The sequence below is a fragment of the Streptococcus suis genome (assembly GCF_902702775.1).
Taxonomy (GTDB): domain Bacteria; phylum Bacillota; class Bacilli; order Lactobacillales; family Streptococcaceae; genus Streptococcus; species Streptococcus hashimotonensis.
This window is the reverse complement of record NZ_LR738724.1, coordinates 289,552-309,658: the sequence shown is the minus strand read 5'-3', so window position 1 is coordinate 309,658 and position 20,107 is coordinate 289,552. Positions and strand designations below refer to the sequence as shown.

Sequence of the window (20,107 nt, the reverse complement as noted above, 5' to 3'; positions counted from 1 at the left end):
CTTAAAATCTATAATGTTTACTGATCATTCTTCCCATACAATATTTACTAGCACTCAATTCACTGCCATCCACCTCTGCCAACAAATCTTTGATATGCGACAATAGAAATCCATTGTACTTTACTTCTAAAATAACCAGATGAGGATCCAACAAACTGTATTGCAGCAGATGGTTATTAAAGATGTCGTAGGATGCTTCTGTCCCACGCACTTGAAAATCAAACGTGATTCGAATATCGTTTTCAGGAGAAATAAAAGCTTTCCGACGGTATTCAATAATCGTCTTAGGTTTGTAACAGTACTGGTTCATACGGCAATAAAGTTCCGTCGCCAATTTATCTGGATAGGTCAATAACACTGAAGTGTTCCCTTCAATTAATGACATCGCATCACTTTTTGTCATCAAAAGAGAACGTTTCCGCTGATTATCTCCCTGCTTCTGCTTCAACTCTAATTTGGCATTTTGCGAACCATTTCCATAATTCCTTAAACGAATCTTCCGACGATTTTCAAGACCATCTTCTTTTTCCTGCCAATCAACATCCTCTAAAGAATCAAAATAGAGGGAACGTACGCAGTAGCCATCTTCTTTTCCATAGCTATCCACTTTTAGTATTTTTTCTAACTTTCCGCTCAAATAATAATACATTTCTAACGGAAGTAGATACTTCTTCTCCTTCCGCAACACTTCATTAATCAAGCCATGTCACTCCATTCCTTTTGCCATTTTCTATAATAAAAAATACAATTGTATAGTTGTTTTATGATTATAGTATAGTTCTTTGCTATTTTCTTGACAACCCTTCTACTCAAAAAAACATATAAACTACAGGGATGTGTATTTTGTCTATGTTACGTTACCTCTGCTTCAACATCCCTCCCTCTCCTAGCACTCACTTCCTCAAAACAAAAAAACCCGATCAAAATCGAGTTTTACAAACAAGTTGTTTCAATATAGCCTATCATCCTAGATGACCATCGTTTTAATTATCAACGAAGCCATTTGCTTCATTTTTTATAATTTGAATGTATTTATAAATACTTACTTCTGACATTTTGAAAGCTGTAGCCACCTGTGGAATAGCATCTTTGAAATCAAAGAAACCTTTTTGATACAAGGAGCGTACAACTGCTATTTTTTCTGTTCTTGATAGTTTGAATCGCTCAACATCTTTCCCATGTGTTTCTTGTTCAATCGCAGCCTCAATCATACTACCAGCAGTTGTATAGAAATTTTCAACGATATTTGGTTCTTCATGTTCTACTTGCTCATTAGCCAGTTCTTCATTGACATCTTCCAAGGCCGACTCGAACAAGCGCTTCAAGGTTAGCATCTTCGATTTATCAGCATTGACACAAATCATGCCGAGCAACTCACCAGTATCATCTTTTATAAAAAAACTAGAGGAGTACAATTCCTTCCCACCCAAAGTTTTTGTACGATAATTTACCAGATAATCCTTTTCCTTATACACCTTCGACTGGAGTACATCCAACACAAAATCCGTTGCCGGAGCACCAATATCACGGCCGGATAAATTATTTTTTATATAAATCAACGAGTGATCTAGCCCCTGCGAAAAGTCTTGTAGCACAACCTCGGTCTTCTTCCCCAAAATTTGAGCCAAAAAATCAACCAAGGGAATATAGTGATTTAATTTTGAATTCATACTCATATCCAGACTCCTTATACATTACTTGTATCACACCAGACTGAAAATCGCAAATTTTTAACACGAACACGCCAAATTATAGATTGTTTCCGAATAAATGACCACAATTCGCAGTAAATCTTCCACTTCCATGTATTCATTCGCCTGATGCATGGTATCTTCCCTATCTGGAAATAGCGCACCGAATGCAACTCCTTCTTCCATCAGACGAGCATAGGTAGCTCCTCCAATAACCAGCGGAGCTTCTTGTCCACCTGTTTGGTCTCGATAAACTTCTTGCAGACATTGAACCAGCTCAGATGACGGAGAAACAAAATGTGGGCTCAACTTCTCATATCCAGCCACTTGGAAACATTCTCCCAGTTTTGATGCCACCAAAGTCTGAATCCTAGAGAATTCAATCCCTTTTGGATAACGGCAATCACACGAAATCAGCCCTCCAGCTTCTTCGGTGTAAGATACCAGACCAACATTGACTGTCAATTTACCCATCTCTGGATCCTGATAAGCAATTCCGAAACTTTCCCCAAATGAATCTTCGTGGCAGTCAGCCAATAATGATAGAAAATCTTGTTGATTTGTAGAAACTCGTGAATAAGTATCCAAAAAACGAGCCAGGTGGGTTGCTGCATTTTCCCCTAAAAATGGTTTGCTACCATGAGCGGATTGCCCAAATAATGTCAGGGTAACATTCTTCTCCTGTCTGCATACTTCACCAGCAATTCCAGAATAGTCATTTATAAAACGATAAAATGCTTGGGATATTTTTCCAGGCTCCTCTGCTTCAAGTACTGCAACCGCCTTGTCAGGAACCATATTCACCTGCACACCGGCATGAAATTCTTTCAGATAAAAATCAGGACGATTCACACTACCGGTCGTGATTTGCAAAATACTTGTCCCCTTTTCACCATGTATAACAGGGAAATAGGCATCAGGAACCCAGCCAACCTTGGGAAAACTACGGTATTTTTGATAAGCCTTCATACATTTCCATTCGCTTTCTTCATCACTTCCAATGATAAAACGAACGGTCTTCTTTGGATGTATTCCTAACCGTTGCAGTATTTTTATTGCAAAGATGGCGCAGACCAACGGCCCCTTGTCGTCCAATACTCCTCGACCGTACAATCTTCCTTCTCGCAAAGTCGGTACAAAGGGATCTGACAACCACCCTTCCCCAACGGCAACAACATCAACATGCCCCATAATCCCAATAACTTCATCGGAGTTTCCCCAGTCTGCTTGAACAACCAGATTATCGATTATCTCTGTTTTCAGCCCTGTCTCATTCAATAATGTTTCGACCGCATATAGGGCACGTTTGGGACCTGGTCCGACCGGACACTCCTCGCTCGCTAGACTATCGTCTCGAACAGAGTTAATACTCACCAAGTCACAAATATCTTGCAACAACTCCTCTTCATACTTCTTTATTTCATTTAACCAATTCATACTAACCTCTTATCTAAAAATAAAAGAACCAGATGGGAAATTCCCTATACTGGTCCTTTATACCTTAAGCAAGTGCTTGTTCAAAATCTGCCAGTAAATCTTCGACATCTTCAATACCGCAAGATAGGCGTAGAAGACTATCACTAATCCCTTGTTCAGCTCTTTCTTCTTCACTCAAACAAGCATGGGACATGGTTGCTGGATGCGATAAAATGGACTCTACACCACCTAGACTAACTGCTAAAATCGGTATCTTAATCATCTTAGTAAAGGCTAACATATCCTCTTTTGAGTAAAATTCAAAGGAAAGTACCGCACCGCCATTTTCAGCCTGTCGCATCTGTACAGAATGATTTGGATGATTGACCAGACCTGGATAATGAACTTTTTTTACTTTTGGATGAGAAACTAAATAGTCTGCAATTGTCTGCGCATTGTGTACAGATTGCTTCATCCGAAGCCCCATTGTTTTCATACCACGCAAAATCAACCAGGCATCCTCAACACCAACAATTCCTCCAAAATTTTTTTGGAATAGTTTCAGCTTATGATAATATTCTTCGTTGTTCGTTGCAATCAGTCCAGCAACAACATCGCTATGGCCATTGATAAATTTCGTTACACTTTCAACAACAATGTCCACACCTAGCTCCAACGGCCTCTGATACAAGGCTGTCATGAAGGTATTGTCAATAACGGAAATCAAGCCATTTTCTTTAGCCACTTCAACCAAGGCACGAATATCTACTACCTTTAATAAAGGATTTGAAGGAGTTTCTATATAGAGCATCTTGGTCTGGTCCGTTATCACCTTACGAACCCGGTCCAAATCAGCCATATCTACGAAACTTGTTGAAATGCCATATTGTGGCAAGATCTTCGTAGCAAATTGACACGTTCCACCATACACCTCAATAGGAAAGATGACATGGTCCCCAGCTTCCAATAACATCAAAACATTTGATATTGCAGCCATACCCGATGCAAATGCTATCGCAAAGGTGGCTTGTTCTAAGCAAGCTAAGCCACTTTCTAACGCATCCGTTGTCGGGTTCGAAAAGCGTGTGTATAAATACTTTTGATGGTCACAATACAATTCTGAATTATGAAAAGTTGAGGTTTGATAGATAGGAATCGAGGCCGCCCCTGTATATTCATCTACCACTGGATAACCATGTAACAACCTTGTATTGTCTTTCATTCCCTATACCTCCGCAATTGCTTCAATCTCTACAAGTGCTCCAAAAGGCAAGCGGCCTACTTCAAAAGCCGTTCTAGCAGGGTAGTCCCCATCAAAGAAAGTTTGATAGACAGCATTGAAACTTGCAAAATCCTCTATATTGTCTAAATAGACTGTTGTCTTGATAATATTTTTCATGGAAGATCCATTATCTTCTAAAATAGCTTGCACATTCCGCAACGACTGCGCAACTTGCCATTCGATTGATTCTGGCTGATCAATTTTGCCTGTTTCAACATTAATTGGTAGTTGTCCTGATGTAAAAATCAAATTTCCTACCTTACTAGCTGCAGAATAACTTCCTACCGCAGCTGGAATTTTTTCACTTGAAATACGTTCTACCATATTCGATTCCCCTCTTTGATTCCCCTTTTAGTTAGTCGCTGTAGCAACTTTTGTTTGATTATTTTTCCAAATCATCAGCACAATCGGCAAGATAACATAGCCGATAACCATAGCTGTGATTGCAAATACATTGGCTACGACCTCACCATTTTCCAAGGTGATGGTAAATTGTTGAGCCCAGCTAAATTTATAAAGCAATAATAATGTAAAGGCTAGTGCAAGACCTGGAATGAAGACATCAACAACTGGATTTTTCTTAACATCTTGCAATGCTTCTCCCCGTTCTTTGCCCAAATAGAAAATGATAACCGCCAATGGTACGATGATAAATTGAATAAAACGTGAAATTGAGCTAAGGACAATGATACTGCTCATATTGAAACCGAAGGCCATCGGTAATAAAATAGCAATCCCAATCGTGATAAGGAATGAAGTCAGTGGGAAGCCATTTTCAGTACGTTTTGTAAAGGCACTTGGAATTTGTCCCTGCAAGGCCATCGCTTCCAAAATACGAGGCGTGTGGAAGGAAGCTGCCACATTGATACCAAACATAGAAACTAAAGCACCTATTACAATCATACTACGAATAATATTATTGTCAAATACTTCTGCCAAGGCTACAACTTCCGTAGTAGAAACAATCGCTTCTGGGTTAATCATCATAGCAACCCCAACAATACCAATATAAATAGCTGCCACAATAGCAATCGCCAACGGGATCGCTCGTGGTAAGTTTTTCTCTGGCGCTTCCATATCCTCAGAACCACTCGCTACACTTTCAAAACCAGTAAAGGCATAGAAAGCTGCAATAATCGCCATACAGTAAGCACCCATGTCTAGATTGGAACCCAAAGGTTCGCCTGCACTGTTCATAATGGAACTAATCGTACCGAATTGGTTAACATTGCCAAATAAGACAATAGCCAAGCCAACAACGATTGTCGTCACCAATGCGCCAACTTTTCCGATAGTAGAAAGGTTATTGATGACTTCAAAAATTCTTGTACCGAATATATTTACAAGCAAGAGTACCGCCATCAAACAGATAAATCCGAGAGTGATATAGGTCATATTTGTATTATCCAACCCAAATATACCAAGGACAGTTTTTACTACCGCAGTCCCCATAACACCCCAGGCAATACTTGCTGCAATATAGCGAGTAATTCCGACATAAAAACCAACATTATCTCCGAATGCTGCCTTGGCATAGGCATAGGCTGCACCACCTTTAGAAACGTACTTAGCCGCTGCTGCAAAAGTAATCGCAAGTACTGAAGCAAATACCGCTGCCAGTAAATAGACCAGCAAGGCTTGTTGCCCCGTAGAAGCAACTACCGTACCTGGTGATAGGAAAATTCCCGTCCCGATAACGGAATTAATAGTCAGCAATACGATGGAATAAAAACCTAATTTCTTTTTCATGACCTTTTCCTCCTACTCTCAAACGGCCATTTCATATAAAATCTTTTCACTTGACATACCTTGCGCTGCTTCAACCAAGGCTTTAAAGAGACGACACATACCCGCATCGCAATGGTGTAACATTTCAGGATGCCACTGCACACCAATCATAAAAGGATAGTCAGTGCTTTCAATCGCTTCAATCACACCATCTCTTGCTCTCGCTACAACTCTGAAACCATCTCCCACCTTACGAATCACTTGATGATGGAAAGAGTTCACCATCACTTTTTTCTCTCCCAGCACGTGATAAAGTACAGAATCTTCTTCAATCTCGATGGAGTGAGTTGCTAAGTCTGGATGATGGGCTTGCCAATGCTTGATTGTCACACCTTCCGCATAGGATAAATCTTGCCAAAGGCTACCACCGTGTGACACATTGATGATTTGACATCCACGACAAATCCCTAAGATTGGAATTCGCTTTTCTTTAGCTTTTTGTAAAAGTTGACTATCGAACCAATCGCGCAATGGGAAAATATCCCCTAATTTCTGATCTGGTTCTTCATCATAATTCAAAGGATTGACATCGTGCCCCCCTGAAAGAATTAATCCATCAATACTACCAATATAGCCATCAATGACTGTCTCATCTTGACTAATCGGAATAATGAGCGGAATCCCTCCGCTGCGTATAACAGAGTTTACATAATCTTCATTTACATACGCTCTATGATAACCAGGAAACATCCCTCCTGAATCAACGATAATACTCGCTGAAATCCCAATAATCGGCTTAGAACACTTTGATTCCATAGCCATCCTCCTTGTTTTATAAAATATTATATTTTTTTATAATCAAATTATAATACAAAAAGAAAACGATTACAATACTTTTTTATAAAAAAATATATTTTTTTATAAAAAAGTATCATATCGCATTAAAAAGATGATTAAACAAAAAAACCCGACCAAAGTCGAGTTTTCCAAATAATTATTTTACAGTTGCAGTGCTTGTGATCACTTCTACAGCTTTCTTCACAGCGATGTCGTGTTTAAGCATTTCTGGTGAAAGCAAGCTACGAACTTGTGCTACTTCCATCTTGTAAGTTGCTGCCAAGTCTTCGATTTCTTTGTTGATTTCTTCTTCAGTTGCTTCGAAACCTTCTGCTTTAGCTACTGCTTCAACAACCAAGTTTGTCTTCGTACGTTTTTCAGCATCTGCTTCGTATTGTTTATGAAGGTCTTCACGAGTTGTACCAGTGATTTGGAAGTACATATCTGGTGAGATACCTTGTTGTTGCATACCACCCAAGAATTCGTTGATTGCACGATGAACTTCTTCGTGAATCATTTCTTCTGGCAATTCAACAATTTCAGCGTTTTCAACTGCCAATTCAAGAGCTGCTGATTCAACTGCATCATCAAATGCAATTTCTTTTGCTGTTTCTAATTCTTTACGGTATTTCGCTTTCAACTCATCAAGTGTTTCAACTTCTTCGTCAATATCTTTAGCTAATTCATCGTCCAAAGCTGGAACTTCTTTTGCTTTTACTTCATGGATTTTTGTTACGAAGAGCGCTGGTTTACCTGCAAGGTCAGCTGCTTGATAATCTTCTGGGAAAGTAACTTCAACATTTACTTCTTCACCAGCTGCATGACCTACCAATTGTGCTTCAAATCCTGGGATGAATTGACCTGAACCAAGTCCAAGTGAGAAGTTTTCACCTTTTCCACCGTTAAATTCAACTCCATCAACAGAACCAACAAAGTCGATGACAACAGTGTCACCTTCTTCAGCAGCACCTTCTTTGACAACCAATTCTGCCAAGTTATTGCGTTCGCGTTCGATTTTCGCATCTACTTCTTCATCAGATACTTCTTTAGTTGCTTCTACTGAAACTGTCAAGTTTTTGTAGTCACCCAATTTTACTTCAGGTTTTGTCACAACTTCAGCATTAATAGTCCAGTCTTGACCTTTTTCCATTGACACTACATCAATTTTTGGTTGTGCAACGACTTCAAGACCAGCTTCAGTAACTGCTGCTTCATAAGCTGCTGGTAAAAGAGCGTTAACTACATCTTGGTAAAGTGCTTCTTCACCAAATTTTTGGTTGAAAACGGCACGTGGCAAGTGACCTTTACGGAAACCTGGAAGATTGATATCTTTCTTAACTTTGTTGAAAACGCGGTCCAATTCTGGTTTAATCGCATCTTGACCGATTGTGAAAGTCAATACACCGCGGTTTGTTTCTTTTGCTTCAAATGATACAGACATTCTGTCATTCTCCTTAAAATTTTATTGCATACTCTTCATTATAACACAATTAGCAAGGATTTCAACGATTTTATAACGGACTTTTGGGAAATGGCAGAGCCGGGAGCTAATCTGGTTGTTGTCCGTCATGGGCCAGCCACTTGCAGTCTGTCAAGCTCATTTCGGAGAAGACCGCTTCAAAAGAAGAATCTTCTGGCGAGCAGGCATAAATACCGAAATGGATTTTACCACTGCCTTCATGTAAGTGGCAAATCCGCATCTGCTCAAAATGGACACCGTCTTTAGAGTTTTCGATGCAGAAATCGCTACCCCGTCGGCTCAAGCGGTAATAGATAGACTTGACAGAAGCAGGTATTTCCTTAGTTGCCCAGTCTGAAAAGCCGTGATTGGTCACAACGCTACCCAGGTGCTGAAACTCCTCGTTTTCATACTCAATCGAGCCCTTAATCCAGTTTTCCGAATCCTGATAGACCACGACACCACACTGGTCAAAGCGGGTATGACTATTGGAAAAATCTGTCTTAACCGTAAAGGAGAAATACTCTTCCTCCGTATCCATCAAGAGCAAGGGAGCATTATCATTGACAAAATGGTAATAGGTCTTCTGCCACAAGTCCGTATGGGCTTGGGTTGTGATTCTGATTTCCTTATTTGAAATCTGGTAGTTTTCTGGCTCTCGTACCCAGTAAAAATCTTTTGTGTTCATTTGATTTCCTTTCACTTTTGACTGTCTAGCCAGTCACCGATTGCTGCTTCTGCCTGTCTTGCCAAGTTTTCCTGCTCTGCATTGACCACCTGAGACATATCCGTCGTCGCCCCTGTCAAACCTTCGGGGTTGTTGGACTCGATGAAACTATGCACTGCTTCTGGATAGTCGATGACATCCACTGTGCGACCTGCTTCTATCATGTCTTCCATAAAGGGCTTGGCCTTTTGGGAAATGGGGTCCTGACCTGCCAAGACAAAAAGCGTTGGCGGGAAATCTTCCCATTGATTGGCCACAGAAAGTCCCGTCGTCCAGGGATAAGCCATGATCAAGCCTGCCAAGTCAAACTGTTCCTTGACCAATAATTCGCTGGCAAGGGCGGCATGGTTAGCACCTGCTGAGTAGCCAATTATGGAAAACTGAGTCGGATCCACTCCGTAAGCAGCCTTTTCCATGGTGAAATACAAGATCGTATCTTTGATTTCCTCTGCTCCGTAGGAAATGGGTTGAACATCCGCCTTGGTATAATTAACCGTTACAATGACAGCCTGCCATTGATCCGCCAGCCGCTGACTTTGCGTGTCTAGTACATCTGCATCTCCACTGACAAAACCACCACCGTGGACATTGACCACCAAGGGAAGCGGAGTTTGGCCAGCCTCACTTGGACGGTAAAGGTTGACACGGACAGGCTCTTTTCCAGGTCGGTCAATCACCAACCGTTCCCCTATCAGCTGACTGTCTTCCTTCACCAAGACTGCTCGGTGGGCTTGATTGCTTGCACGATAGGACTGCAAAAAGACGGTAAAACCGACCAGCAAGAGCAGACAGAACGTAGTCCAGAGGGACAAGAGGATCAATTGGATTTTCCTTTTTTTAGGTAATTCTTTAAACTTCATCTTATCCCACCATTACCTGTATCAAGGACCCCAGGGTCAGCCAAAAATAGAGTAAGAATAACAAGGGTAAGATTACCGCTGCTATTCGTAAGCCAATAATAACATTACGCCACTTGGGTGGCAGGTCGTGTAAGTTTCTTTTTTTCATTCTTTCGTTCGTTCTTCTAAAAAGATCATCATACGGTCAAAGGCTTCTGCAGAGACAGGGTCCGTCCGCAAATTCGACACAAAGCCATGCGGTTTTTCCAGTCCCTTCTCTGCTAAGGGATCGACCAACTCATGAACCACATCCACCCGTTTCAAAGCCTGTTGAAGCGTGATTAGGTCGGTACGATATTCACTACCCAAAAGGAAACTTACTGGATAATCCTTGGTCACATGGAAAATCGGGTTGTAAGCATTGATTTCTTCCTGACTGAGATAAATGGTCCCCGCCACATAGTTGCCCACCAGCATCTTGGCACCCAGAGAAAGCTTGGGATAATCCAAAGGGGCATCATCAATGACCAAAGCCTTGACCTGTTCTTTTGCGATGCTTGGCTTGAAGTCCAATAGCTGAGCATAGTCTGAATTGGCTAAGACACTGCCATATTGGGCAACCATAATTGCACCTGCTGATGAGCCCATTAGAACGACATTGTCCATGTTCAAATGGTATTCTGCAGCGTGTTCCTTTATATAGGCAATCGCCTGATTCATCTGAATGAGGGGCGTTGGAAAGTGGTAATCTGGCACCAAAGCGTAGTCCACATTTACTACATTATACCCTTTTGCCACTATATCATCAATCAAATAAGTCGCTTCACTGGCTGCCAGCGGGTCACCCATATTTTTACTACCTGCAAAGAAGCCACCACCATGAAAATAAAAAAGCGTTGGACGATCAGCGTCTAGATTTGAGTCTGGATAGATAATATCTAAAAAGCTATTGGGATATTCCTTGCTATAGGCAATCTCACTTTTCAGATAGTGACCATTTTCTTTCGGACCGTCAATAGCTTCATAAAGAGGACTGTAGGAGTTGGGTGAACTCTCCTGATAAATGAGAGATTGAATCATTCCAACTACTAGCTGTGGGTGGTTGGTAACTGTCACATAAGCAACCAGGCCCAAACCTGCTACAATTCCAAGTAACCACAAGAGGTATTTTTTTATCTTTTTCATACACAATTCCTTTCTTTTTACATCAGACTTGTGAAAAAACTAGGAGTATTATACAATGAATAGAAGAGTGAGACAAGTGTCTCATGCAAAATAAGACAGAAAGCGAAAAATGTCTCATGAAAGAATACTATGTAGAAAACCAGCTGAGCCAGACCCTGATTCAACTTTTACAAGAAAAAGACCTCCACAACCTGACGGTCAAGGAGGTTTGCTTGAAAGCCCAAATCGGACGAGCATCCTTTTATCGTTACTATTCTTCGCTAGAAGATGTTCTCTCCCAGCAATCCCGCCGACTCATGCAGGAGTGGGGACGAGAGTTTGAAGCCAACCCGCAGTCAACACCTGATAGGGTCTTTCAAAGCCTCTTCCAGCATTTTCAAGAGTACAAGGAATTTTACAGCATCCTCTACCGCTACCAGCTAACTCAGGTCATCGTGGATACTATAAAGGAAAAGATTGAATTAACAGCTGACCTGCCTAATGATGTCGCATACGGTAAATCCTTTTTCGCCTATGCCATTTTCGGCTGGATCAATGAGTGGATCTCACGTGGTATGCCAGAAAATCCCACCCAACTCAATCAACTCTTTCAAGAGCAAGCTGGGGTGATTTTGGGGACTTTGCAGGCCTTGTATCGTCAAGAGTAGTTGGTACTATTCCTCCAAAAAGTCTATCAAGGCTGTTGAAAAGGCCTCTGCATTTTGGAAGATAGATCCGTGACCCGCATTTGGATAGATGATGAGTTGGCTGTTTTTGATTTTCTCATGCATGATATAAGAGTTCTCAGTCGGAACTTGCATATCCTTGTCACCGTTGACGATCAGCGTTGGTTGCGTGATAAAGGTCATATCATCTTGAGGATCTCTCCCCCAACGTTTGATAGCCTTCAGCTGGGTTAAAAATCCTGGGACATTCATGTCATTGTCTGCATACTCAGCTTTTCTTTCTCCCATACGACCCAGAACTTTTTCAGCTTCCAGTCGGCCTGCTTCATCATGATTGTAGAAGATGTAGCGTTTGGGATCCACACGCTCGAGACCTGCCTTCAGCATATAGCGGAAGGTTTTTCCTGTCACCTTATCGACTTCAACACCGCCACGAGGTCCTGTTCCTGCTAGAATCAAACGGTTAACCATTTGGCTATCAAGGCGAACGATTTCTTGGGCGATAAAACCACCCATAGAAAGACCGAGCAGGTTAATTTTCGTATGCCCCAAGGCCTTGATAATAGCATGAGCCTGCTCTGCCATTCCCGGAATCGTAGAAGCTACCTTGCCTTGACTGGCTCCGACGCCAGGCAGGTCAAGAACAATGACATGCTCTTTTTCAGCTAGTAAGTCTAGCAATTTTGGATCCCAGTTGTCCAAGGTTGCGGCCAAATGGACCAACATGACCAAGGGCAGTTTAGACTTGCCCTTACCTAGTTCACGATAGGCAATCTGATTGCCAGCGACAGTAATGTATTGATTTTTAGTTGTGATATAAGACATAAGTACTCCTACTATTTAAAACTAAGGACAGTTTTTCCACGTGAGCGACCGTTGGCGACCTTGTCCAAGGCTGCGTTGACTTCTTCAAATGGGTAAACAGCGTCGATAGACGGTTTAATTTCTGACTTGCTGAAAATATCTGCCACTTCTTGTAGCTGTTGCCCATTGCTTTCTACGAAGATGAAATGGTAGTGTACGCCATAGCTTTCAGCCATTTTATCAAACTTGCGACCAACCAAGCCAAGCAGGACTTGCTTCCATTTTGGTAGGTTCATGCGTTTGGCAAATTCACCGTTTGGCATGGCACGGAGGGAAACCAGCTGACCACCTTTTTTCATGATTGACATCTGTTTCTCAGTTTCTGCACCGCCAAGTGTGTCCAAGACATAGTCAACATTTTTAACTGTTTTAGTGTAATCTTCTGTCTTGTAGTCGATAAACTGGTCAGCACCCAACGCCAATACCCGCTCTGCATTTGCACCATCACCGTTGGTAATGACGGTCAAGCCCTTGGCTTTGGCAATGGGAATGGCCATCCCGCCGACACCACCTGTCCCGCCTGAGATGAAAATGGTCTTGCCAGCCTCTGCACCCATGAGGTCCAGTGCCTGCATAATGGTCAAGGCAGTCAGGGGAACAGCCGCCGCTTCCACATCCGTCAGATAGGCAGGAACTTTGGCAAGGGCTGTAGCCTCAACCGCTACATACTCGGCAAAGGCACCGATATTGTCGAGAGGAAGACGACCAAAGACACGGTCACCAACTGCAAAATTTGTCACGCTGGATCCGACTTCCTCGACCAAACCAACGACCTCATTGCCCGCTGTTTGTGGCAATTTATAAGGTACAATCATTTTAACCTCTCCACGAGAAATCATGTTATCTAGAGGATTGACACCTGCCGCTGTCACTTTGACAAGGACTTGATTGGGTTTGATTTGAGGTTTAGCAATGTCAGTTATGTTAAGTACGATATTGTTTTTGTTATAAGATGTATGTTGTGCTGCTTTCATGGTTTACTCCTTTTATTCGTAGACTTGTATCTAATACAAGTCTAAGTTGTACTAAATAGAAACTGACTTGTGGAAGTCAGTTGGATTTTTTTGCCTCTTGATACAAGTTAGCAATGACCTGGGCCAAGCTTTCTTGGGATAATCTATCCTGCAAATCCTGCTCAATGGTCGCAAAGATTGGCTGGACAGCTCCTGCAATGTGCCGACCAACTGGGCAGGCTTGATTAGCATGTTGGTGCTGTTGAAAGAGCTGGATATGCGTGACTTCCTGGGTAGCATAGTAGATGTCCAGAAGGCTGATGTCCGCCGGACTCTTGCTCAACTCATAGCCAGCCTTGCCCTGCTGGGACTGGATGATGCCTGCATTCTTCAAGAGAGCGATGACCTTGCGGATATAACTGGCATTGGTACCGACGCTGGTTGCCAAGGCCTGCGACGTCATGACGTCACTACTCTCGCTAATCATGGTCAAGATATGCAAAGCTACTGAAAATTTGGTATCCATGGAAATCCTCCTTTTGAACTTGTATCAACCACAAGAACAAGTTTAGCAAAAAGAAATCCACTTGGCAAGGATTTTGTTTTCAAAAAAATCACAACCGCTTGGCTGTGATTAATTTTTCCGTATCTGATCTTCCAGATAAGCCGCACGGGCTCCGCCGATCAGTTTGGGACGGCTGGCAAGAGCAGTGACATGGGCCTGGCCGATCTCACGCAAGCTCGGTCTAATCGGCACTTGGACGTGCTTGATATGCATACCGATAGCTGTATCGCCGATGTCCACACCCGCCTGAGCAGTGATAAATTCCACTTCGACTGGATCCTTCATATACTTGAAGGCTGCCAACTGTCCAGAGCCACCTGCATGAAGGGTGGGCAGGACATTGACCATTTCCAAATCTTTCTGGATAGCCAATTCCCGCTCCACTACCAAGGCACGATTGAGGTGCTCACAGCCTTGGACAGCTAGGTAAATGCCTTTTGGAGTCAAAATATCCAGAATGGTTTCGACAACGGCTTCTCCAACTTCCAGACTGGAATTTTTGCCAATATGCCCACCAATGACCTCACTAGAAGACAAACCTAGTACAAAAATCTGACCCTTTTGAAGATTGCTGAGTTCTAAAATCTCTTCGACAACTTGCTTAGTTTGGTCTTTAATTTCCTTTAATGACATGATTTACTGCACCAATTCTTTCTATTGCCTGAGCCAAGATGTAACCAACTACCAAACCAACTGTGTTTTGCAAGATATTGCTTAGAACACTTTCAATGGCTTTCAGGTCATTAAAATAAAGTCGAGAAGCTAGATAATATCCTCCAACCATGCTAATACTCGCTAGAGCAAGCCCAAGATAACGACTTTTCCCTTTCCAGCCTGCAAAATAGCCCTGAGCACCGTGGAAAAGCAAACTAAAGAAAGCCCACTGGGGATAGCCCAGCAAGAAGTCAATCAGAAGCCCTGACAGTCCGCCGACAATGGATCCTTCTTTCTTGCCCAGGTAAAAGGCTGTAAAGAAAACACCAACATCTAACAACGTGACAAAGCCCGTTGGTGTCGGTACGTGGACAAAAGCCAGAGTCAAGGTCAAAGCCGTTAGAATGGCCAGCAATACAAGTTCTTGCGTCTTTTTATTTCTCATACTGAATCACCCCATATTGATCTGATTTTAAGATGGCTGCATGGACAAAGTCCTTGGATAATTTGACTGCCTCCAAAGAGTCCTGACCCAGCAAAAGCTGACTGGCAATGCTGGACGCAAAGGTACAGCCCGCCCCCACATTGTTTTCTGAAAGCAGGGGCGACTTAAGCACCACCACTTCCTGTCCGTCATAGTAAACATCGACAGCCTGTGAACCTCCCAAGCGGTTCCCCCCCTTGATAACCACCGACTTGGCACCCAAGTCATAAAGTGCCACCGCCGCCTGCTCCATCTCTTCCACCGTTTGGATGTCTTTTTGGAGCAATAGCTGAGCTTCTGCCAGATTTGGCGTGATGATGCTGACATAGGGAAGGAATTTCAAGAGTTCATCCCTCAGCTGGCTGACCTCGGTATCATGCGTTTCCTTGCAGACCAAGACCGGATCCAAAACCACTGGAATATCCTGATGGGCCTTGATAAATTCCAAGGCCTGCTCTGCTATTTCCACCGTCGGAAGCAAGCCGATCTTAATAGCTGAAAAGGGCACATCCTTCAAACTAGCCAACTGCTGGGCAAACACCGCACCGTCTGTCGGAATGACCTCGAACCCTTTTTCCGTCATAGCTGTCAAGCAGGTAACCGCCACAAAACCATGCAGGCCATGGACTGTGTAAGTGGTCAGGTCTGCATGGAGACCGCCACCGCTGAAAATATCATTGCCCGAAAGCGCCAAAATATACTTAGTCTTCATAGATAATCTCCTTTAGATAGAGGCCGTTGCCTACCGCAGTTGGACCTGCCAAACCACGATCCTTTTCCGCCAAAATCCGCTTAATCTGCCCCACAGGCATCCGACCATTGCCAATTTTCAGCAGGGTCCCCACCATATTTCGCACCTGCTTGTACAAAAAGCCATTGCCTGAAAAGGTAAAAATCAAGAACTGGCGCCGCTGGTCGTACTCCATGGTCGCCGCCGTGATGGTCCGCACCTTGTCCTCGACTGAAGTCCCCGATGCTGTAAAGCCTGTGAAATCATGAGTCCCCACTAGGTCCTGAATAGCTTCTTCTATCAAGCCCAAATCCAAATCATAGGGATAGAAAGTCGCATAGTGGCGCATCATAGGATTCTTGGGCCGGCCAATGTCCACCAAAAACTCATAGGTCTTGCTGTGCTTGGCATAGCGGCAATGAAAATCATCCGCCACCTGCTCCACCTGGACCACATCAATGTCCTCAGGGGTTTGGGTATCTAGGGCAAAGCGGAGCTTCTCAGTATCTCGACTGCCAGCCAAGTCAAAGTGTATCACCTGACCATAAGCGTGTACACCTGCATCTGTCCGACCTGCACCATGAACAGTTACTGGCTGGCCACTATTCAATCTTACTAACGTTTTTTCGATTTCTTCCTGAACTGTACGAGCATGGGGCTGGCGCTGAAAACCAGAAAAATCATGTCCGTCGTAGGAAATAATTGCCTTATATCTTGTCATGTTTTGATTGTAGCACAGGAAAAGTATGTAAACAAGTCATGAGACATCAAACTGTCCTATGACAGATTTCCTGTCTCAAAATTGACACAACCTCCCAAATACACTATAATGAAACTGAATATTGTATCTTAGAATTTTTATAAAATAGTAACGAAAGGAGGAAACTATGGAACTCCATTCTCACCTCAATGCAGAAAACCAAACTGCTTTTGAACACGTCATCCAACATCTAAAAGAAAAGGGTGTACGCATTACCGAAACTAGAAAAGCAGTCGTTGCCTACATTATCGAAAGCGATGACCACCCTAGTGCTGAAATGATTTATCAAGATTTACTCCCTAACTACCCCAACATGAGCCTGGCGACTGTTTACAACAACCTCAAACTTCTATTGGAAGAAGGGTTCGTGACTGAATTGAAACGGACCAATGATAATACAACTTATTATGACTTTATGGGGCATGAGCACCTCAATGTTATTTGTGAAGTCTGTGGAAAAATCACTGATTTCATGGATGTAGAAATCCCGAGCTTGAAGAAGGAAGCTCATACCCAAACTGGTTACAAAATTACAAAAGAGGTGCTATCCATCTACGGCATTTGTCCTGATTGCCAAGGCTAAAAGATGAATATCAAAGCGGCTTTTTGTCGCTTTTTTTATTTCCCTTTGAATTATCAGAATATTCTTATTTAGAATTGTTATAAATAACTTGACTTTCTTTTTTATAATCGTTATAATTAACTTAGTTAAATGATAATAATTATAAATAAGGAAACAGAAAACTATGACACTCGTATCCAACCTCAAACAACACCGCCACATCATCACAACCGCTCTCTGCTTGGTGCTCATTCTAATGGGTATCCTTCTGCTTCAGACTGGACAGGGATGGACTCCTATCTTCTTCATTTCAGCCTTTGTCATCGGTGGCTACCAGTCTGCCAAGGAAGGCATTTCTGAGCTCATTTTCGATAAGCACCTGTCTGTTGACCTCCTTATGATTTTGGCTGCTATCGGCTCTGGTCTAATCGGCTACTGGATGGAGGGGGCTCTACTCATCTTTATCTTCTCCCTTTCTTCTACTCTGGAAGAATTAGCCATGGAAAAAAGCAAAAATGCCATCGCAGCTCTGATGAACATGACCCCTCCAACGGCTCGCAAAATCGAGGAAAATGGTGACATCACTGTCTTAGACACCGCAGCCATCCGCATCGGTGACCTCCTACAAGTTCGCAAGGGCGACACGGTCCCACTGGATGCAACCCTCATCAGCCCACAATCCATCTTTGACGAATCCATGATTACAGGCGAGCCACTCCCTGCGGAAAAAGTAGCTGGTGCTGCTGTTATCGGCGGCACTATCAACCAAGGTCCAACGGTGACCGTTCAAGTTACAGCTGAAAAAGGCGATGCCCTCTTCGATAAAATCGTTCAAATGGTCGAAAATGCCCAAGAATCCAAATCAAAAACGGCGACTTTCATTGAAAATATGGAAGATACCTATGTGAAAGTTGTCTTGGTGGTGGTACCGCTCTTTATCCTCTTTGCTCATTTTGCTCTGGGTTGGGACTGGTTGACTGCCTTCTACCGTGGCATGATTCTCTTGACCATTGCTTCTCCATGTGCTCTTGTGGCATCTTCTTCACCGGCGACACTTTCTGCCATCAGCCGTGCGGCTCGCAAGGGCATGATTATCAAAGGAGGCGACATTGCGGATAAGATCGCCAATCTAGAGGCCATCGTCTTTGACAAGACTGGTACCTTAACCATTGGCAAACCTGAAGTTGTGGGAGCAACCTACCTTGGCGATGAAAAACTTATCAAGCAGGTTGTTCAGGCAGTTGAAAAACAATCGAGTCACCCGATCGCTCAAGCTCTCATGACCTATACGGCTGACAGCTCCGCTATTGCCCTCCAAAGCCTAGAAGACGTGACCGGAAAAGGCTTGGTGGCGGGCTATGAGGGCGACAGCTGGAAAATCGGTAAGGCGGGCTTTGTGGTGGATAGTTTGGTGAGTCCCTTGTCTGCTGACTTGCTGGCACAGATCGATGAGGCAGAAAGCACTGGGAAAACCCTGGTCTATGTCAGTCAAAATGATCTGCTGACGGCGATTTTCATGGTGGAAGATAGTTTGAAGCCAGAGAGCAAACAGCTGATTGCCCAGTTGAAAGAGATGGGCGTGACGCCAATTCTCCTGACGGGCGACCAAGAAAAGACGGCTCGTTATGTGGCGAGTCAGGTCGGTATTGACCGTGTGATTGCCAACTGTCTGCCGACGGACAAGGCTGCTGTTATCCAAGAACTGCAAACCGAGTTTTCGTCTGTCGGTATGGTAGGCGACGGTATCAACGATGCTCCTGCCCTTGCTCAAGCCAATGTCAGCTACGCTATGGGAAGCGGAACGGACATCGCTATGGAGTCAGCCGACATCGTGCTCATGGAAGACCTGACACGGATTCCTTACTCCATTCACCTCTCTAAGAAAATGCGGGGCATCATCAAGCAGAACATCATCTTTGCCCTTTCTGTTATTGCCCTTCTTATCATTTCTAACCTCTTCCAGTCTATCAACCTACCGCTCGGTGTGGTCGGCCACGAAGGATCAACGATTTTGGTGATTTTGAATGGGTTGAGATTACTGTATTTTAAATAGCTTCAAACCGCCAGTTGCTTGGCGGTTTTCTTGTTATTCTAAAAAAACGCTTGCATTTTAACAATTATTGTTTTATAATAATCACGAAGATAATATTATCATAAAACAATAATAATCGGAGGTTTACTATGAAAAACAATCTACTCAAAACAGCAGGATTGGTTGCTGCATGTGTTCGCTTTTTCTTCTATTTTTTGATTGCTTGCTATATCTTTTTCACATTGGCTGGTCTTGGAGGCGACTCCTTTGTGCTAGGCTCTTGGGAGTATACCTTTAACAAACCCATTGACCAGATTGGTATCTGGCTCATCCTTTTATCAAGTGGATTAATCTTACTCGTCTTGGCGGCACTCAGTCATATTGCCTACTTGATTCAAAAGTTATGTAAATTGCTTTTGGAAGAAGATTATTTCGCTTCAGCGAGTCTGAAACTGTATCAGAAACTCTTCATCAGTTTGCTGGTCTTGACAGCTGGTCAATTCGGACTAACCAGCTTGATTGCCCTGACAAATGCTGCTGGCCCAAACAACTTCCTCAATCTGCGTTGGTCAGATTTTACCCTCAATGCTCTCTTTATCTTCCTGACTTATTTTGTCTGGACCTTAGTACAAAAGGGGCAACAACTTGAAACCGAGAACAGCGAGTTTATCTGA

22 protein-coding genes are annotated in these 20,107 nt (G+C 43.1%); 4 read left to right on the top strand and 18 right to left on the bottom strand.

Annotated elements, in window-relative coordinates:
* Nucleotide 1: 1 nt before the first annotated feature.
* The 11 genes from GPW69_RS01645 to GPW69_RS01595 all read right to left on the bottom strand — a co-directional run bounded on the left by GPW69_RS01645 (nt 2) and on the right by GPW69_RS01595 (nt 11,164).
* A complete protein-coding gene (locus tag GPW69_RS01645; RefSeq protein ID WP_044683756.1) occupies nt 2–697 on the bottom strand; it encodes a polyphosphate polymerase domain-containing protein in 696 nt (231 codons plus the stop codon).
* Nucleotides 698–983: 286 nt separating this feature from the next.
* Nucleotides 984–1,676, bottom strand: coding sequence for a helix-turn-helix transcriptional regulator (locus GPW69_RS01640; protein WP_228380697.1), 693 nt, complete (start codon nt 1,674–1,676; stop codon nt 984–986).
* A 54-nt stretch (nt 1,677–1,730) separates the two neighbouring features.
* A complete protein-coding gene (gene pepV / locus GPW69_RS01635) occupies nt 1,731–3,128 on the bottom strand; it encodes a dipeptidase PepV (RefSeq protein ID WP_074391420.1) in 1,398 nt (465 codons plus the stop codon).
* 64 nt (nt 3,129–3,192) lie between these two features.
* Nucleotides 3,193–4,329 carry a trans-sulfuration enzyme family protein gene (locus tag GPW69_RS01630; protein ID WP_074391419.1) on the bottom strand — a complete coding sequence of 379 codons (1,137 nt, stop codon included), beginning with the start codon at nt 4,327–4,329 and terminating at the stop codon, nt 3,193–3,195.
* 3 nt (nt 4,330–4,332) lie between these two features.
* Nucleotides 4,333–4,713: a Rid family detoxifying hydrolase gene (locus GPW69_RS01625; RefSeq protein WP_024384683.1), complete on the bottom strand. Its 381-nt coding sequence runs from the start codon at nt 4,711–4,713 to the stop codon at nt 4,333–4,335.
* Nucleotides 4,714–4,740: 27 nt separating this feature from the next.
* Nucleotides 4,741–6,138, bottom strand: coding sequence for an APC family permease (locus GPW69_RS01620; protein WP_044691397.1), 1,398 nt, complete (start codon nt 6,136–6,138; stop codon nt 4,741–4,743).
* An 18-nt stretch (nt 6,139–6,156) separates the two neighbouring features.
* Nucleotides 6,157–6,933 carry a gamma-glutamyl-gamma-aminobutyrate hydrolase family protein gene (locus GPW69_RS01615; RefSeq protein ID WP_024384685.1) on the bottom strand — a complete coding sequence of 259 codons (777 nt, stop codon included), beginning with the start codon at nt 6,931–6,933 and terminating at the stop codon, nt 6,157–6,159.
* A gap of 178 nt (nt 6,934–7,111) precedes the next feature.
* Nucleotides 7,112–8,395 carry a trigger factor gene (gene tig, locus GPW69_RS01610; protein ID WP_074391418.1) on the bottom strand — a complete coding sequence of 428 codons (1,284 nt, stop codon included), beginning with the start codon at nt 8,393–8,395 and terminating at the stop codon, nt 7,112–7,114.
* Nucleotides 8,396–8,501: 106 nt separating this feature from the next.
* Entirely contained in the window at nt 8,502–9,101 is a 600-nt protein-coding gene (locus GPW69_RS01605; protein WP_074391417.1) for a DUF1349 domain-containing protein, read from the bottom strand.
* 11 nt (nt 9,102–9,112) lie between these two features.
* Nucleotides 9,113–10,000, bottom strand: a complete 888-nt coding sequence (locus GPW69_RS01600; protein ID WP_024414399.1) for an alpha/beta hydrolase — start codon at nt 9,998–10,000, stop codon at nt 9,113–9,115.
* A gap of 144 nt (nt 10,001–10,144) precedes the next feature.
* A complete protein-coding gene (locus tag GPW69_RS01595) occupies nt 10,145–11,164 on the bottom strand; it encodes an alpha/beta hydrolase (RefSeq protein ID WP_024406464.1) in 1,020 nt (339 codons plus the stop codon).
* 83 nt (nt 11,165–11,247) lie between these two features.
* On the opposite strand from GPW69_RS01595, the gene GPW69_RS01590 reads away from it, so the two are divergent.
* Entirely contained in the window at nt 11,248–11,811 is a 564-nt protein-coding gene (locus GPW69_RS01590) for a TetR/AcrR family transcriptional regulator (protein WP_024406463.1), read from the top strand.
* A gap of 6 nt (nt 11,812–11,817) precedes the next feature.
* Here GPW69_RS01590 and GPW69_RS01585 read toward each other — a convergent pair whose 3' ends face one another.
* From GPW69_RS01585 to truA, 7 genes are all read right to left on the bottom strand, one after another.
* Nucleotides 11,818–12,654 carry an alpha/beta fold hydrolase gene (locus GPW69_RS01585; protein ID WP_024406462.1) on the bottom strand — a complete coding sequence of 279 codons (837 nt, stop codon included), beginning with the start codon at nt 12,652–12,654 and terminating at the stop codon, nt 11,818–11,820.
* 11 nt (nt 12,655–12,665) lie between these two features.
* Nucleotides 12,666–13,667, bottom strand: a complete 1,002-nt coding sequence (locus GPW69_RS01580) for an NADP-dependent oxidoreductase (protein ID WP_024406461.1) — start codon at nt 13,665–13,667, stop codon at nt 12,666–12,668.
* 76 nt (nt 13,668–13,743) lie between these two features.
* On the bottom strand, nt 13,744–14,172 hold the full coding sequence (locus GPW69_RS01575; RefSeq protein ID WP_024406460.1) for an Rrf2 family transcriptional regulator: 429 nt from the start codon (nt 14,170–14,172) through the stop codon (nt 13,744–13,746).
* Between the two features lie 108 nt (nt 14,173–14,280).
* Complete coding sequence (locus tag GPW69_RS01570; RefSeq protein ID WP_024406459.1) at nt 14,281–14,844, bottom strand: TIGR01440 family protein; 564 nt, start codon at nt 14,842–14,844, stop codon at nt 14,281–14,283.
* Complete coding sequence (locus GPW69_RS01565) at nt 14,825–15,310, bottom strand: ECF transporter S component (RefSeq protein ID WP_074391416.1); 486 nt, start codon at nt 15,308–15,310, stop codon at nt 14,825–14,827. Before GPW69_RS01565 ends, GPW69_RS01570 begins: the two co-directional genes overlap by 20 nt.
* On the bottom strand, nt 15,300–16,061 hold the full coding sequence (locus tag GPW69_RS01560; RefSeq protein WP_024414395.1) for a bifunctional hydroxymethylpyrimidine kinase/phosphomethylpyrimidine kinase: 762 nt from the start codon (nt 16,059–16,061) through the stop codon (nt 15,300–15,302). Before GPW69_RS01560 ends, GPW69_RS01565 begins: the two co-directional genes overlap by 11 nt.
* Entirely contained in the window at nt 16,051–16,800 is a 750-nt protein-coding gene (gene truA, locus GPW69_RS01555) for a tRNA pseudouridine(38-40) synthase TruA (RefSeq protein ID WP_024414394.1), read from the bottom strand. The genes GPW69_RS01560 and truA overlap by 11 nt, the downstream gene beginning before the upstream one ends.
* Nucleotides 16,801–16,966: 166 nt before the next feature.
* On the opposite strand from truA, the gene GPW69_RS01550 reads away from it, so the two are divergent.
* The 3 genes from GPW69_RS01550 (at nt 16,967) to GPW69_RS01540 (ending at nt 20,107) form a co-directional block, all read left to right on the top strand.
* A complete protein-coding gene (locus GPW69_RS01550; RefSeq protein ID WP_014636557.1) occupies nt 16,967–17,422 on the top strand; it encodes a Fur family transcriptional regulator in 456 nt (151 codons plus the stop codon).
* A gap of 163 nt (nt 17,423–17,585) precedes the next feature.
* Entirely contained in the window at nt 17,586–19,454 is a 1,869-nt protein-coding gene (locus GPW69_RS01545) for a heavy metal translocating P-type ATPase (protein ID WP_074391415.1), read from the top strand.
* Nucleotides 19,455–19,582: 128 nt separating this feature from the next.
* Nucleotides 19,583–20,107 (top strand): hypothetical protein, encoded by a 525-nt coding sequence (locus tag GPW69_RS01540; RefSeq protein WP_024414392.1) that lies wholly within the window; start codon nt 19,583–19,585, stop codon nt 20,105–20,107.